Genomic DNA, 16,480 nt, shown 5'->3' on the forward strand with positions numbered 1-16,480 from the left:
TAAATGAGTCAAACAAAAAAAGACCAAGAAAAAGGAAATCTGGCTTGGTGGCAGCTTTCATTAATCGGGATAGGATGCACAATCGGAACAGGATTTTTTCTCGGTTCCAGCATCGCAATTGTGAAAAGCGGATTTTCCGTTCTGCTTTCATTTCTAATTGGAGCGATCGGCACGTATTTTGTATTCGAGCAGCTTGCCAAGCTGTCGGCAAAGCAGCCTGAAAAAGGCTCGTTTTGTGCGTATGCGCGAAAAGCGTTCGGCAGGTGGGCCGGCTTCAGCAACGGCTGGGTGTACTGGTCATCTGAAATGCTGATTACCGGAAGCCAGCTGACAGCCATTTCGTTATTTACGAAGCATTGGTTTCCTCAAGTGCCGCTGTGGGTATTTGCCTCCATCTATGCTGTACTGGGGCTTCTCATTATTTTTACCGGACTTTCTGTTTTTGAAAAAACAGAAAACGTGCTGGCAGTTATCAAAACAGCCGCTATCTTCATGTTTATCGTGATTGCCATTCTGGCTTTGTGCGGCATATTGTCAGGCGGAAAGCCGGAGGTACAGATTCCGAATGAGACGAAAGAATTTTTCCCATTCGGAGCTATGGGGCTGTGGACAGGCCTGATTTATGCATTTTACGCGTTTGGCGGCATTGAAGTCATGGGGCTCATGACGGTTCATTTAAAGAAGCCGGAGGAAGCCTCAAAATCAGGAAAGCTGATGCTGGCAACGCTGGCGATTATTTATATCATTTCAATCGGGCTCGCTTTGCTGCTAGTTCCTTTACACAAGTTTACAGAACAGGACAGCCCGTTTATTACGTCTTTAAAAGGATTTCATCTCGAAGTGATCCTTGATATTTTCAACGGCATTTTTATTATCGCGGGCTTCTCGACCCTTGTCGCTTCACTCTTTGCCGTGACAACATTGCTTTGTACGATGGCCGATGACGGCGACGCGCCGAAATGCTTTACTCTAAAAGAAGGCAAAAAAATATGCTGGCCCGCGCTCGGATTAACATTTGCGGGGCTTATCGTGTCTATCGTACTGTCTTTAGTGCTGCCTAAAAATATATATGAGCACATGACAACAGCGGCCGGGCTTATGCTTTTATACACTTGGCTGTTTATCCTGTTCTCCAGCAAAAAGCTGACCGATCCGGCAGCCATGGCGAAAACGCAAATTTATTTGGCGACAATTCTGATCGCGGCGGCTGTGTCCGGCACGCTGTTTGAAAAATCAAGCCGACCCGGATTTTTTGTCAGCTTGGGATTTCTAGCTGTCATTGCCGTTGTCACCTTGATCTATCAAAAAAAGCAGGGACACAAAGACCGCCCTGCCAGCTCGTGAACTATTTCATTTTGTTAAACATGTTCTTTAAATATGAAAACGGGCATTTTGATACCTGTTTTTCATCATCCCGGAGAAAATACTGTTTCCATTCCCGATTATGCTTTCCTCCGTACCAGCCTAAATGCGGATGAATCGGAGCTTGATCATAAGCCTGTAAACGGGATCGGATCAGCCTGCTCATGTTTCGGCCAGATGCGGTTGAACCATTTAGATCTTCAAACACCCATCTTGGCTGGAACGTGATCATAAAATAAGGAAAGCTTCGGCTTCTCCTCGCATCATGAGCCGGCGTTGCACACAGAATAAAATAAGGCTCACCGTCAAAACAAAACTCCCATTTACAATGCTCTGGATCGGCCGGAATGTCTTCCGGCCACTCTTTTTCATCTTGTTCGCTCAGTCTATTTAAAAAGCGCCAAAACAGCTCTTCATACGCTTCAATGGAATAATGCTCAGCCAAATCCTCCGGTGTATCAAACAACACAACGAGGGATGCATATTTTCCAGTGTCCCGCGATATCCTGCCGTACTCCGCAAGCAATGGAGCCAGTTCCTCCGCTGTCCGATTTTCCCGCGGATCTCCGGCAAAAGCAATGCGAAGCTGATCAGTCAGAAACGCCTGGCGTCCGGGAATGCATGGAAACGTATCCGCGTCATCCGCCACAGTTTCTGCCAGCAGCTCAAAAGCGATTCTTTGCCATTCAGGAAGCTCTTCTTGCATACGTTCCAGAAAACTTTTGGTGTAAATCCCCTTCACCATTGATCCACCTCCAGTATCATCTGGATACTATATTAAAACGGAAGGCGGCAGGTGACTGTCCTTCATGAATCAGCCCAATAACTGTTTGATGCCCTGGTAACCGAAGTAAAAGCCAAATACAAGAAGGGATATACCTGCAATTCCGGTTAATCCTCTCAAGAGCTTTTCATGAAGCAGATTTCTGAACATGCTGGCTGTAATAGCCATGCAAAAATCCCAGATTAATATGCCGATCATGATGCCGGAGCTATAGATCAGAAGCTGATTCATATTGTAGGCCTCTGCTGTTTTCGCAAGTATGCTTCCGTAAATCCCAAGCCAAAAAAGGATGCTCAAAGGATTTGACAGTGAAATAAGGAAACCCGAAGTGAACGTTTTCCTGTATGACGGTTTTCCCCGCGAGCTTCGTACATCCATCGGTTCTCTAACATTTTTCAGTGTTTCAATTCCGGTATAGGTCAGTACAAAAAAGCCAAAGAGCCACAAAAACGTTTTCACAAACGGAGCGGTCAAAAACTGCGACAGCCCGAAATAGATGAAAAGCATATACAGTCCGTCAGCTGTCATGGCGCCTAAACCAAAAATCCACGCATGCCAAAACCCGTTTTTAATGCCTTTATCAATTTGCGCCGCATTGACAGGTCCCACAGGCGCAGACAAGGACAGCCCCAGCACAATATAACTCAAAAAAATGTTCACCGGCCCGTACTCCCCTCTCTTACTCAACTTGTACAATTTATTCGGGAACGGGCCAAGCTATGCACAAAAATCACCTATTGTTTCAAGCGGTCAAGCTCTTCCTCTATAATATCGGAGGCTTTGGCGATAAAACCGAAAATCAGTTCCAATTCCTCCTCCGTATACTCGCGGCACAGATCCATCGTGGACTCTGACAGTGAACGGAACAAATCCTTTACATGCTGTTTAGAAGCGGTTAAAGGCACGATAATCACTCTTCTGCGGTCGTTCGGGTCCTTTTCGCGGGCCACATACCCCGCTTTTTCGAGGCGGTCAACAAGCGCCGTAACGGAACCCGTGCTGAGTCCCGTCTTTTTTCCCAGTTCGCCGGCCGTCATTGGCCCCGCTTCATTTAAGATGTCAGCTGATTTCAAATCGGTGGGAAACAGATCGAGAGCCTGAGCGGCTGCCTGATGAAACAGAATCGTTCTTGTGCCCAATTTCCGAAAAAGCTGAACGGCAGTCTTTTCCAACTCACTTCTGGAATCTCTTGTTGACAACTGACAGTCCTCCCTATAAAATCAAATTTATCTTGATAATCGAGATAATTAATAATCAAACTATTATCATGATATCAAACCTTACTTAGAAAAGGTAGAGGAGGCAGATTAAATGGATACAACAGCCGCAAAAAATCCTTCCACTAAATTTGTGGTTCTCGGTCTTTTGCTGGGCATCTTAATGTCCGCGATGGACAATACAATTGTTGCTACAGCGATGGGCAGCATCGTGGCTGATCTTGGAAGCTTTGATAAATTTGCATGGGTAACTGCATCCTACATGGTAGCAGTGATGGCTGGAATGCCGATTTACGGCAAGCTTTCCGACATGTACGGCCGAAAACGTTTTTTCCTGTTTGGACTTATTTTTTTCTTAATCGGGTCGGCATTATGCGGAATCGCACAAACAATGAACCAGCTGATCATCTACCGGGCTATTCAGGGGATTGGGGGCGGAGCGCTCCTGCCGATTGCCTTCACGATTATCTTTGATTTGTTTCCGCCGGAAAAACGCGGAAAAATGTCGGGCATGTTCGGCGCTGTATTTGGATTATCAAGTGTTCTCGGCCCGCTGTTAGGCGCTATTATCACAGACTCTATCAGCTGGCACTGGGTGTTTTACATCAATGTCCCTATCGGCGCACTGTCATTGTTTTTCATCATTCGCTATTACAAAGAATCGCTGGAGCATAAAAAGCAGAAAATTGATTGGGGCGGCGCGATTACTTTAGTCGTATCCATTGTGTGCCTGATGTTTGCGCTTGAGCTCGGCGGCAAAACATACGACTGGAATTCGATTCAAATCATTGGCCTGTTTATCATTTTCGCTGTTTTCTTTATTGCCTTTTTTATTGTGGAGCGAAAAGCGGAAGAACCGATTATCTCTTTCTGGATGTTTAAGAACCGCTTGTTTGCCACAGCGCAGATTCTCGCTTTTCTTTATGGCGGAACATTCATTATTTTAGCAGTGTTTATTCCGATTTTCGTACAGGCGGTATACGGCAGCTCAGCGACAAGCGCAGGCTTCATTCTGACACCGATGATGATCGGATCAGTGATCGGAAGTATGATCGGCGGAATCTTTCAAACGAAGGCAAGCTTCCGCAATCTGATGCTGATTTCCGTCATATCTTTCTTTATCGGCATGCTGCTGCTTTCCAATATGACGCCGGACACAGCGCGCGTATGGCTGACTGTCTTTATGATGATTTCAGGCTTCGGCGTAGGCTTTAACTTCTCGCTTCTCCCGGCAGCATCCATGAATGATCTTGAACCTCGTTTTCGGGGAACGGCCAACTCCACGAATTCATTTTTACGATCATTCGGCATGACGCTCGGCGTCACGATTTTCGGCACGGTTCAGACGAACGTATTCACAAACCAGCTCAGCGACGCCTTCAGCGGGATGAAAGGCTCTGCCGGCTCAGGTGCTCCGCAGAATATCGGTGATCCACAGGCGATTTTCCAAGCCGGCACACGATCACAGATCCCTGATGCGATTCTGAACCGGATCATCGACGCCATGTCATCAAGCATCACATATGTCTTTTTACTTGCTTTGATTCCAATTGTTCTCGCAGCGATCACCGTTTTGTTCATGGGAAAAACAAGAGTCAAAACAACTGAGGAAATGACGAAGAAAGCAAATTAATACAAAAAGCAGTACACCTCGAGTGTACTGCTTTTTTTCTATTAAACACCTAATCTTGCAAGAATAAACGTCCATATGCAGATGATCAATAGCAGAATCAGACTATACATCACTGTCCGTTTAAACAGCTTTGATTCCTTCCCTGTCTGGCCGACCGCGGCAGCGGCAATGGCGATAGATTGCGGAGAAACGAGCTTCGCCATCACCCCGCCCGCCGTATTTGCGGCTAACAGCAAATCAGAACCGGCACCGATCTGCGCACCGGTGACAACCTGCAAATGCCCGAACAAAGCGTTATTGCTGACAACTGAGCCAGTAATGAACACGCCGATCCAGCCGAGCACAGGACTGACAAACGGGAACAAATCGCCTGTTTTCGCCAGTGCCAGCCCGATGGAAGAGCTGAGCCCCGCGAAGTTGGCCAGATTGGCAAACGCCATCACAAAGCAGATCGTGACAATCGGCATCCACAGTTCTTTCCCTGTCTCCTTCAAGCAACTGAAGCCAGCCATCCCGATAAGAGAAATTTTTGCTGAACAGTCCTGTAACGATGACAGCCGCTAAAATCGCTGTACCGGTCGCTGACAGCAGATCGACTTTAAAGACTGCATCTAATGGCATGGCAGATGGGGCAATGGGCGGCATTTTCATAATTTGCTGATGCAGAAAAGGCATCTTGAACAAAAGCGTTGTCTGATAGAAGAGCCCGCCTTCTTGGAAAAGCGCTTTGAATGCAGGAAGGCTCCAGATGGTGATCGCCGCAGTTAAAATGTAGAAAGGAGACCACGCTTTGGCAATGTCTGCGGCGCTGTATCTCTTTTTCTCACCAGTTTCTTCGGCTCCCTGCTCACGATAAATCTGTTTCGGCTGCCACTTGCGCAGGAAAAGCGCAAGCCCGCCCATACTGAACAACGCCGCCAAAATGTTAGCTAATTCCGGTCCGAGCACAGCCATTGTCAGCGTCTGAACCGCTGTATATATACCGCTGACAACCAACAAGGCAGGCCAGGTTTGTTTGATTCCCTTCATCCGGTCTAATAAGAACACGAGTAAAAATGGAATCAGAAATGTAATCATTGGCAGTGTCCAGATCAATGCCCGAGACAGCTCAAGAGAAGACAAGTCTCCAATTTGCGCGCCTGTAATCACCGGTATCCCGATCGCGCCAAAGGCTCCAGAGGCAGCATTCGCAATCAAACAGAGCGCCGCCGCCTTTAACGGTTTAAAGCCAAGTTCGACGAGCAGCGCCGCACTAATTGCAATCGGAACACCAAAGCCGGCCGCGCCTTCCAAAAATGCGTTAAAACAAAAACCGATTAATAATAGCTGTAATCTTTGGTCAGGCGAGATGCCGGCAATGCTGGAACGAATAATGGTAAACTTCCCGGTTTTCACAGCGATTTTATAGAGCCACACTGCCATCAGGACAATGTAGCCGATCGGCCACAAACCGCTTCCGATGCCTAATAAAACAGAAGAAACGGCTTTTTCAACCGGCATGTGAAATGCCAATACGGCAACCAAAAAGCTGGCAACTAGGGTCAGAAATGCCGCAAGAATGCCTTTCATCTTAAAAACGGTTAAAGCTAAGAGAAAAAAGAGAATCGGTGTGAGCGCAACCAGTGCGCTCACATACTCGTTTCCAAACGGATCATACAACTGCTCCCACATTGACAATCAGCCCTTTACTCTATAGTTGCGTTCTAGTTGATGTTTTGTTCTGCAAAATGCGGTTTCAAAATGTTTTTGAGCACATTGGCGCTGTGGTTAAACTGCTCTTTTTCTTTCTCATTTAAGTTCAGCTCAGTGATGCCAGCGATTCCGCCGCGGTTCACGACAGCCGGCACTCCGATGTACACGTCATCTGCTCCATATTGTCCGTCCAAATAAGTGCTGACTGTTAAAATGCTGTTTTCATTATGAAGAATCGCTTTTGTGATTCTCGCAAGGCTCATGGCTACCCCGTAATATGTCGCGCCTTTTTTCTCAATGATATGATAAGCGGCGTTTTTCACGTCATCCACGATCTGTTCAAGCTCTTCTTGTTTGTATGCTTCGTTTTTCTCAACCAGTTCACTGACCGGCACTCCGCCGATATTCGCGTGGCTCCAGACAGGAAGCTCAGTATCGCCGTGTTCGCCGATAATATGAGCGTGCACATTGTGTGCTGCTGCACCGAAGTATTCGCTCAGCATGTAACGGAATCTCGCAGAATCAAGTGTTGTGCCGCTTCCGATCACTCGCTCTTTTGGCAGTCCGCTGAATTTCCATGTTGCATACGTCAGAATATCAACCGGATTTGTCGCGATTAAGAAAATGCCGTCAAATCCGCTCGCCATGACTTCACTGACGATTCCTTTGAAGATCTTTAAGTTCTTTTCTACTAATTCAAGGCGTGTCTCACCAGGCTTTTGGTTTGCTCCGGCGCAGATGCAGACAATATCAGCATCCTTGCAGTCTTCATATGTTCCGAAAGATGTTTTGACCGGATGCGGCGCAAACGCCTTTCCGTGGTTTAAATCCATTACATCGCCCATTGCTTTTTCTTTATTTAAATCAATGACCACAAGTTCATCTGTGATCCCTTGGTTAATTAACGCAAATGCATAACTGCTTCCAACAAAACCCGCTCCGATTAAAGCTACTTTATTTACACGTTCATTCATCATTTATCCTCATCCTCCAGTGTTTGTTTATCTTTGGTGTTTGTTTGTGAAGTATTTCACATTTATATTGTGCAACATTTCACAAACTTTTGCAAGAGAAAAGATTTGTCTGATTTATGAACAAAAAAGAAACCATCTATGATGGTTTCTTTTGGGATTTTTCCGCTGATCGCTTGCCCTCACTGAGGAAGAGAACCGCTTAATCCAGAGTTGTTATATAAACCATTTTGCACATAATCAAAGCCAGGCTGATTCTGGCCGGGCACTTGGGCACTGCCATTATTAAAAATCACTTTGGTGTTCGTTGTATCCGTATCCGCAGGCAGCGTCAGCGTGTAAATTCCATCTGCATTCTTAGTCATTGCTTTACCTGGCCAAGACCCGGTCAATTCGATTGCCCGGCCTCCATCATGTTTATAGATATAAGCATTTACATGGCCCCAATGATTTGGATTTTGATATCCGATGGTTTTGGCTGAAGACGGATCTCTTTTTACAAAGCTGTATTCCTGAGACCTCGTTACGCCATCACTGTTCGTTCCTGTTAACGTGATGTTGTATGTTTTTCCAAACGGGTCTCCTTTTCCGATCGTTAATTGGTCTCCATCCTTAAACGCAATCTCTTGCCCATTATTCATTTGATAAACGGCTTTTGTCGTATTCGCATTTGCACGCAGGGTGATCGTCAGCTGATCATTGAAAAAATGTGTCACCCCTGTTTTGTAATTCTCAAGAAAGACTTGAGGCGCATTTGCAAAATCGTCAGGATAAAGAACAGCCACAGATCTGGCATTAATCGTGCCTGTCAGTTTACCGTCCCTGACTTGAAATGAACCGGTCCCGGCTTTATTATCATAGCTGCCATCAGGTAATTTCGTTGAAGCATTTATGCTGACAGAAGAGGAACCTGCATTTGCCAACACAACACCTTTTGAGCCGCGCTGATTCATAAATATTTGATTGTTTCCATTCGGATTCGATAGCTCCTCAGGCTGTCCAGCCATTACATTGTGAAACGTATTGACCGCAACGATAGCCTGATCCTCAAATAAAGCACTCCCGCGATCGCCTATTTGGGTTTTCCCCGGGAATCTCACACCATTTCCGCCACCCTCAGGTCTTGAAAAAAAGAGAGGCGTACTGCTTGAGCGAGAAGCAATCACTGCCCAGCCTAAGCGGATATCGTCATCGCTCATCCATGTTGACTCCTCATCATCATTTGCATACGTATCATGCGATTCCACCCACGTGACTAACTTGTCGGCTGACACATCAGATGCATAATGGGAAATATTCGACACGCTCAGATTACGATTCTTTAAAGCAGACCTTATGGAATGTCCATAGTTTGATGCTGTGACATTCATATAATCCGCATATGCAGCATCTCGGGAAGCACTGTCTTGTAATATTTCTCCATATTGGAATTCTGCAGATGTATCTGTGATATTCGGCCAAAAATGACTGCCAAAATCACCGTCGTCCGGAAGCTCTATATGTTTGGCCGCATCATACCTAAATCCGTCAGCACCGTCATCCAATGCCCTTTCCAGGAAATGTTTCAGATATGACTGTACTTGTGTATTCTGCGTATTCCAATCATAAAGACCCAGCAATGAATTCTGCGTGACATCCCTTCGATCGGACCAATTTTTAATTTGTGTGTTTCCATGCGTCCAATTTGAAATACTTTTAATTTCATTTGAAATCGCAGCATAGTCACTGGTTGTGTGATTGATGACGGCATCGACAATAACCTTCACGCCATATTCTTCAGCCGCCGCACACATTTCTTTAAACTCTTCCTCGGAACCCAAGTATCTGTTGCCAATCTGGTAAGAGGTCGGCTGGTAAAGCCAGTACCAGTTCCCCATGCTTTTATCTCCATTATTTCCTTCCTTTACTTGATTAATAGGAGACGTCTGAATAGCGGTATATCCTGCATCATGGATATCCTTCATATTATTTTTCAAGGTGTTGAACGACCAATTCCAAGCATGAAGAATGGTCCCGCTTTTTATTGATGGCGCTGTATATTCATTTGATTGGTTCGCGGTCTCTGCATTTACAGCCACCGGCCCTGCCAGAATCAAATGAAACAGCAATAATAATCCAGCGAATAACGGCAGTAAAGAGGTATTTAATCGTTTTTTAGACATTCTGGACACTCCTTATTTCATTTTTCATTTCTGAAGACTTACTGCGGAGTCAGAAATCCCTCTTACTCAATCCTTCCACTTCCTCCTTTCAGACGAATGTGCAGACTGAAGAATTTTGTTAACGCTTACATTTTAAATTATCATACTCTATCTATCAAAACAACTTGATAGAGTCATTTCCCAAACAGACATCTCAAGCCGTTTTACATTCTTAAACAGCAAGTGGAGATATTGTCTGATTTATGAACAAAAAAAGAAACCATCTCTATGATGATTTCTTCTTAAACTCCTTTTTTACCGTTCTTCTGTAAGACAGCTTCACGATTCCGAATCGAAGCAGAAACAGAACGCCGCCGCAGACGATAAATAGGAGAAACATTTTCAGCCAAGCGAAGAATGTATGGGGAACTCCCCTGTCATACATCGTAAGCACCACTACCGCAAAGGCGACAGCTATTGATTCTATGAACTGCTGCTTCACCCGTTTATGCAGTTCTTCCTCGGTGTCTATTCTCGGCATCAGCATTCCAGAAGCTGATGCCCTGATGCAGTAATATAAGATGATAATGAACAAAAACACAAGGCTCGAGACCCATTCTTTAAACGGAAATTCAAACATAATGCCGCGGATGATCACATCCAGGAGCACAAACGCCCCGGCTAACTTGCCGATATCCGACCAGATCTTTTGTTCTTTTTCTTTTACTCTCTTATTTTTCCCATTCACGCCTGAAAGTCTGTTATGCAGATTATTCATGACCTTCCTCCCGCACTTTTACGAATGGCTTATGGCTTACATGTTACAATAACAGCCTGCGCTTCTGCAACGAATAAATGAAAAGCCCGCCGTACAAGCCGGCGGGCAGCAATGTTTAAAACGGCCCCCAATTGATCAGGACACCGATACAAATAAACACAAGCCCGATTAAGAACCAAATCAGAGCGAGCGGCAGCATAAACCGAAGCCACTTGACGTACGGAATTCCGCTGGCGGCAAGCACTGCCATCAAAACGCCGGACGTCGGGTTCACACAGTTGACGACCCCTTCTCCAAGCATAACCGCTTCCACCGCGACCTGTCTCGTGATGCCCATCAAATCAGCGAGCGGCGCCAGAATCGGAATGAACACAACCGCTTCGCCCGATCCTGAAGAGATGAGAAAATGAAGCAGGGCGCTGGCGATATACATGCCGATTGCGCCGGCCATCGGACTGAACCCGTCCAAAACCGAAGCCAAAGCATTGACGACTGTATCCAGCAGCTTCCCATTTTCAAGAATGACAGAAATGCTCCGCGCCATCCCGACAATCAGCGCACCGTATACAAGGCTCTGACAGCCGGTAATAAAAGTTTTGGCAATATCGTTTGCCGCAAGTCCTCCAATGAATCCGGCAAGGACAGAAATAAAAATAAACGTCGCAGCCATTTGGGAATCTGACCAGCCGAGCTTCAATGCACCGTACAAAAATCCGATCAGCGACAAACCCGCCACTCCCAAAATCAGCTTATGGCGAACGGTAAACGGCACAGACTTATCTTCTTCTTGATTCGCATCGCTCAATCCTGCCGCCGGGAACCAGTTTGTGCCTAACACACTGGCATCCTTTGATTTCTTTAATTTTCTTGTATACCAATAGATATAAATGATAGAAGACACCAAAAAGCATAAGTATATGACCACACGAAGGCCGATCCCCGAAAACAGAGGCAGCTCCGCAATCGATTGCGATAAGCCAAGCGGAGACGGTGATAAAATGGTAGAGTTAAACCCGGCATAGCAGCCAATATAAATAACAGCCGCACCCGCGACCGCATCCCATTTTAAGGAGCGTGCGACAATAAGGCCGATGGGGATGAATCCGATCACTGAATTCACGACAATTCCAGTCGTTCCAAGAATAGAAAACAACGCACCGACAATACAAATAAATAATAATTGCTTTGTGCGGAACTTGCTGATGACATTGTAAATCAGTCCGTTGATGGCACCTGTTTTTTCTAAAATAGCGATCGTGCCGCCTGTGAATAAAATCAGAAAAATAATAGGCGCTGATCCCACCATTCCATCCTGAAGAGAAGTGAAAAAGCTGATCAGGCTGACCGGAGACTGTTCAATTGAATGATAGCTTCCCGGCACCGCAGTGGTAACCTCCCCCTTCGTCACACGGTCAAATTCTCCCGCCGGCACAATATACGAAGCAACGGCGCAAATGAAAGCGATGATAAATAAGAGGACATAGGCGTCAGGCATGTTAAAGGCGGTGCGTTTTTTCTTTGGCTGTGTTTCGGCTGCTGGCATACTCATATTTCAATCCATCCCCCCTTTTTAGAAAATATCTATTATTCTGAAAAATATAAATATGTGCTATATTATAAACAGCCTATCTACCTGTTTCAATATAAAAAAAGGAATGAAGGAGGTTTTTCTTCCCATGCAAAAACTCTCAGAAGAAATGAAACAAACCGTCATGGACATCTTTGAACATCTTCACGCCAATCCTGAAGTCAGCTGGAAAGAATATGAGACAACTGAATTTCTTAAACAAAAACTCGAAGATGCAGGGTGCCGCACGCGCACGTTTTCAGATTGTACCGGAGTTGTCGGCGAAATAGGTTCGGGTTCGCCTGTTGTAGCTGTCCGCGCTGACATTGATGCATTATGGCAGGAGGTCAACGGCACATTTCGCGCCAATCATTCCTGCGGGCATGATTCGCATATGACAATGGCTTTAGGTACGTTAATGCTGCTGAAAAAACAGCCGCAGCTTCCGAGCGGAACGATACGTTTTATCTTTCAGCCAGCAGAAGAAAAAGGCGGAGGCGCTCTGAAAATGATAGAGGAAGGCGTGCTTGATGACGTCGACTATTTGTATGGCGTCCATGTCCGTCCAATTCAGGAAACCCAAAACGGACGCTGCGCCCCATCCATTCTGCATGGGTCAAGCCAGCACATCGAAGGCACAATCATCGGAGAAGAAGCTCATGGCGCACGGCCGCATCTTGGCAAAAACAGCATCGAAATCGCGGCATTTCTCGTCCATAAGCTAGGGCTGATTCACATCGATCCGAAAATCCCGCACACTGTCAAAATGACAAAGCTTCAAGCCGGCGGCGACAGCTCCAACATCATTCCCGGAAAAGCGACCTTCAGCCTTGACCTGCGGGCGCAAACAAATGAAGCCATGGAGACGCTGATCGCTGAAACAGAAAGAGCCTGCGAAGCGGCTGCCGCGGCATTCGAGGCGAAAATTGAACTTCACAAGGAACACAGCCTCCCAGCGGCAACACAAAATAAAGAAGCTGAAGGCATTATGGCTGAAGCGATCACAGACGTTATCGGAGCTGATCAGCTCGATGAACCTCTTGTTACAACCGGCGGCGAAGACTTTCATTTTTATGCCGTGAAAGTGCCGAACCTTAAAACGACCATGCTTGGCCTCGGCTGCGGACTTCAGCCAGGACTCCATCACCCGCATATGACCTTTGACAGAAACGCGATGTTTACCGGGATTCACATTTTAGCAAACGCCGTATTAAAAACGTTCCAAAAAGCAGATACACTCGCATCAGCCAATGCTTCTTAAATCAAAAAAGCAGCCTGCGAACAGGCTGCTTTCTTCATTATTTCTTCAGATCTTCAATTGAGTTGACGTTTTTCATATATTCAGGCACAACAAGACCCATCTTCACGCCAGTGATACTGACGCCTACATCATCATATTTGCCTTTATATTTGGCAGCGTATGGTTTATGGGTATTCGGCAGCCATGCGGAAAGGGATGCGTCCGCGCTTCCCGTCGCAATCGCCGTCCACATCGGACCAGCTTCTACCTGAGTGAGTTTCACGTCATAGCCCAAGTCTTCTAACACTTTGCCCATAACGTTTGTACTTGCAATCTCACTGTCCCACGCCACATAGGCAAGGTTGATTTTGTCCCCCTTGACCTTTTGCACGCCTTTGGTCCACTCCGCGATTTGATCCTTGTGCTTCTTCACATACTCAGCAGCGGCTTTGGAAGGTTTCTCGCCTTCTTCCACCTTGATCATCACTTCACCCATGTCGTCTTGCGTCCATTTAAACTGGCTCAGAAGCTTAACGGCATTCGGCTGTTCTTTACCGAAGCCTTTTCTGGTGATCGTATGAATCTCCTCAGCACTGCCGTAAGTTTTTTTCGGATCATCGAGATATTTTAATTTATATCTGGAGAACATCCAATGCGGTGTCCATCCTGTGATAATAATTGGTTTCTTACGGTCGTATGACTTTTTGAGCGTAGCAGTCATAGCAGCGCTTGACGATGAAATCAGTGTCCAGTCGTCCAGGTTATAATCCTTCAACGCTTGATCAGTCAGGCTCATAATACCTGAACCGGGGTCAATCCCGATGATCGTCTTATTCGCCTGTTCAGCCGCGGATGCATTTTCGTCGTTTTCTTGTCCGCAAGCCGCAAGTGAGAGTGCCAGCATGGCGGAAACACCGATACCGATGATTTTTTTAAACATCAGGCATTCCCCCTGCTTTTCTTCTTCACTTTAATATTTTGTGTAATACGGTCGAGCGTAATCGCAACGATAACGATAGCGATACCAGCTTCTACACCGACCCCTGTTTTCAGCTGTGTAACGGCGCTGTATACTTCTGAACCTAGTCCCGGCGCACCGACCATTGCTGCGATAACAACCATTGATAATGCAAGCATGATACTTTGGTTGATCCCGGCAAGAATGGTTTTTGTTGCAAGCGGAAGCTGAACCTTAAACAAACGCTGAGCTGTTGTAGAACCAAACGCTTCAGTTGCTTCAATCAGATCCGCGGGCACTTGTTTAATACCGAGAACCGTCATACGGATTGTCGGCGGCATTGCGAAGATAACAGACGCAACGACACCCGGCACAACACCGATATTAAAGAAGAAAATTGCCGGCAAAAGGTACACGAAAGCAGGCATTGTCTGCATTAAATCAAGAATAGGCGTTACGATACGGCGAACCGTTTCTTTCTGAGAAGCCCAAATTCCGATCGGCACACCGACCACAATCGAAATAATGACGGATGTGACAACCAGCGCTAACGTTTGCAGCATTGGGTCCCAATATCCTAAATAATCAATTACGAGAAACCCAATTAAAGTGAACAGCGCAATTCCTCTCGTACTGATCCACCATGCAAGAGCTGCGAAAATAATCGTTAACAAAATAGAAGGAATAAATCCAAGCCCGCTTACAATCCCGTTTACAAAAACGGCCAAGCCATTTGCGATTCCGTCGAGGAACCCGCCGAACGTTATTGTAATCCAGTCAACAAAACGGTCAATGATATCTGCTAAAGGTATTCTAGGCAGTCTATCCAATTTACTTCACCTCCTGTACAGAAGGATCTTGTGGTTGCTCATCAGTGCCTTCAACATTGATATAATCGTTATTGCCCGCAAGTGCACCAATCAGCGCGCCTCTTACGACAATCCCTTTCATTCTTTGCTTTTCATCTACAACCGCAATTGGAATATTCGCGTCAGACACAACGTCAAAAATCTCAGTCAGATACGTATTCTCTGGTACAGTCGTAAATTCCGTATTCAAGATATCCTGAAGGGATAAATCAGACTCGGCTGCTTTTTTCGCATCAGCTGCGTAAATGACACCTAACAATTGTTTCTGTTTATCGACTGCATAAATAGATGAAATCCCCAGGTTTTTCATCAGTGTTAACGCAACGCGAGGCCCTTTATCAATCCGCACCGTTTCAGCGCGTTTCATAATGTGGCCGGCAGTTAATACTTTAGACAAATCAACGTCCTCAACGAATTTCTCAACATATTCGTTGGACGGATTCATGAGGATTTCTTCCGGCGTGCCGATCTGAACGATATTTCCGTCCTTCATCAGCGCGATTCTGTCGCCGATGCGAAGCGCTTCGTCCAGGTCGTGCGTAATAAAAATAATCGTTTTTCCGACATTATCATGCAGATCCAGAAGCTCATCCTGCATATCTTTACGGATTAATGGATCAAGCGCACTGAATGCTTCGTCCATCAGAAGGATGTCCGGATTATTCGTCAAAGCGCGGGCAAGACCGACACGCTGCTGCATTCCGCCCGAAAGCTGATCAGGGTATTGGTGTTCAAATCCTTCAAGTCCGACAAGTTTAAGCGACTCAAGCGCTTTTTGCTGGCGCTCCTGTTTGTCTACACCTTGAAGCTCCAGTCCGTATTCTGTGTTTTCAAGAATCGTTCTGTGCGGGAACAGAGCGAACTTTTGGAAGACCATACTGATTTTTTTCCGGCGGACTTCCCGGAGCTGGTCTTTAGACATATTTGTTATCATGTCACCATCAATGTAAATTTTTCCGGCAGTCGGTTCAATAAGCCGGTTTAACAGCCGTACTAAAGTTGATTTACCGCTCCCTGATAGACCCATGATGACAAATATCTCACCATCATATACATCAAAATCTGCTTGGTTAACCCCAACGGTTGATCCGGTTGCTTTCAGGATCTCTTTTTTATTTTTTCCGTCGGCAAGCATTTGAACTGCTTTCTTGGTTTGTTTCCCAAAAATCTTAGAGACTTTCTCGACTTTTATCTTAATCGGTTTCTCATCTACACTCATATTTTCCCTCCATATTAAGCAATCTTTATTACCGTACCATTTATGTAAC

13 protein-coding genes and 1 pseudogene are annotated in these 16,480 nt (G+C 45.8%); 3 read left to right on the plus strand and 11 right to left on the minus strand.

From position 1 onward, the window contains the following. Positions 1-3 precede the first annotated feature (3 nt). Positions 4-1,344, plus strand: coding sequence for an amino acid permease (locus MTN95_RS07415; protein WP_044161989.1), 1,341 nt, complete (start codon positions 4-6; stop codon positions 1,342-1,344). A 1-nt stretch (position 1,345) separates the two neighbouring features. Here the strand turns inward: MTN95_RS07415 and MTN95_RS07420 are convergent, their stop codons facing one another. The 3 genes from MTN95_RS07420 to MTN95_RS07430 form a co-directional block, all read right to left on the minus strand. Then, on the minus strand, positions 1,346-2,107 hold the full coding sequence (locus MTN95_RS07420) for a YqcI/YcgG family protein (protein WP_248337552.1): 762 nt from the start codon (positions 2,105-2,107) through the stop codon (positions 1,346-1,348). 69 nt (positions 2,108-2,176) lie between these two features. Further along, a complete protein-coding gene (locus MTN95_RS07425; RefSeq protein WP_105955376.1) occupies positions 2,177-2,806 on the minus strand; it encodes a LysE family translocator in 630 nt (209 codons plus the stop codon). A gap of 74 nt (positions 2,807-2,880) precedes the next feature. Beyond that, positions 2,881-3,345 (minus strand): MarR family transcriptional regulator, encoded by a 465-nt coding sequence (locus MTN95_RS07430; RefSeq protein WP_105955377.1) that lies wholly within the window; start codon positions 3,343-3,345, stop codon positions 2,881-2,883. A gap of 112 nt (positions 3,346-3,457) precedes the next feature. On the opposite strand from MTN95_RS07430, the gene bmr3 reads away from it, so the two are divergent. Then, on the plus strand, positions 3,458-4,996 hold the full coding sequence (bmr3, locus tag MTN95_RS07435; RefSeq protein WP_105955378.1) for a multidrug efflux MFS transporter Bmr3: 1,539 nt from the start codon (positions 3,458-3,460) through the stop codon (positions 4,994-4,996). Between the two features lie 41 nt (positions 4,997-5,037). Here the strand turns inward: bmr3 and MTN95_RS07440 are convergent. The 5 genes and pseudogenes from MTN95_RS07440 to MTN95_RS07460 all read right to left on the minus strand — a co-directional run bounded on the left by MTN95_RS07440 (position 5,038) and on the right by MTN95_RS07460 (position 12,127). Further along, positions 5,038-6,667 (minus strand): annotated as a pseudogene (locus tag MTN95_RS07440) (L-lactate permease). A 32-nt stretch (positions 6,668-6,699) separates the two neighbouring features. Then, complete coding sequence (locus MTN95_RS07445; RefSeq protein ID WP_105955379.1) at positions 6,700-7,665, minus strand: L-lactate dehydrogenase; 966 nt, start codon at positions 7,663-7,665, stop codon at positions 6,700-6,702. A 176-nt stretch (positions 7,666-7,841) separates the two neighbouring features. Continuing rightward, positions 7,842-9,821: an alpha-amylase gene (gene amyE / locus MTN95_RS07450; RefSeq protein ID WP_248337554.1), complete on the minus strand. Its 1,980-nt coding sequence runs from the start codon at positions 9,819-9,821 to the stop codon at positions 7,842-7,844. A 265-nt stretch (positions 9,822-10,086) separates the two neighbouring features. Then, positions 10,087-10,578, minus strand: a complete 492-nt coding sequence (locus MTN95_RS07455; protein WP_202852429.1) for a DUF6773 family protein — start codon at positions 10,576-10,578, stop codon at positions 10,087-10,089. 115 nt (positions 10,579-10,693) lie between these two features. Then, entirely contained in the window at positions 10,694-12,127 is a 1,434-nt protein-coding gene (locus MTN95_RS07460) for a YfcC family protein (protein WP_024120138.1), read from the minus strand. A gap of 127 nt (positions 12,128-12,254) precedes the next feature. Between MTN95_RS07460 and MTN95_RS07465 the strand changes: the two genes are divergently transcribed. Beyond that, complete coding sequence (locus MTN95_RS07465; RefSeq protein WP_105955382.1) at positions 12,255-13,406, plus strand: M20 peptidase aminoacylase family protein; 1,152 nt, start codon at positions 12,255-12,257, stop codon at positions 13,404-13,406. Between the two features lie 37 nt (positions 13,407-13,443). On the opposite strand, the gene MTN95_RS07470 is transcribed toward MTN95_RS07465, so the two are convergent. Genes MTN95_RS07470 through opuAA form a run of 3 tightly spaced genes read right to left on the minus strand, consistent with a single transcriptional unit; the run spans position 13,444 to position 16,431 of the window. Next, the gene (locus MTN95_RS07470) at positions 13,444-14,325 is read right to left on the minus strand and encodes a glycine betaine ABC transporter substrate-binding protein (protein WP_248337556.1); all 882 of its coding nucleotides are present in this window, start codon (positions 14,323-14,325) and stop codon (positions 13,444-13,446) included. Further along, positions 14,325-15,173, minus strand: a complete 849-nt coding sequence (gene opuAB / locus MTN95_RS07475; RefSeq protein ID WP_024120135.1) for a glycine/proline betaine ABC transporter permease subunit OpuAB — start codon at positions 15,171-15,173, stop codon at positions 14,325-14,327. The genes MTN95_RS07470 and opuAB overlap by 1 nt, the downstream gene beginning before the upstream one ends. Position 15,174: 1 nt before the next feature. Next, a complete protein-coding gene (gene opuAA, locus MTN95_RS07480; RefSeq protein WP_105955385.1) occupies positions 15,175-16,431 on the minus strand; it encodes a glycine/proline betaine ABC transporter ATP-binding protein OpuAA in 1,257 nt (418 codons plus the stop codon). Positions 16,432-16,480: the final 49 nt, after the last annotated feature.

It is taken from the genome of Bacillus sp. 2CMS4F (assembly GCF_023161785.1).
Classification (GTDB): domain Bacteria; phylum Bacillota; class Bacilli; order Bacillales; family Bacillaceae; genus Bacillus; species Bacillus halotolerans.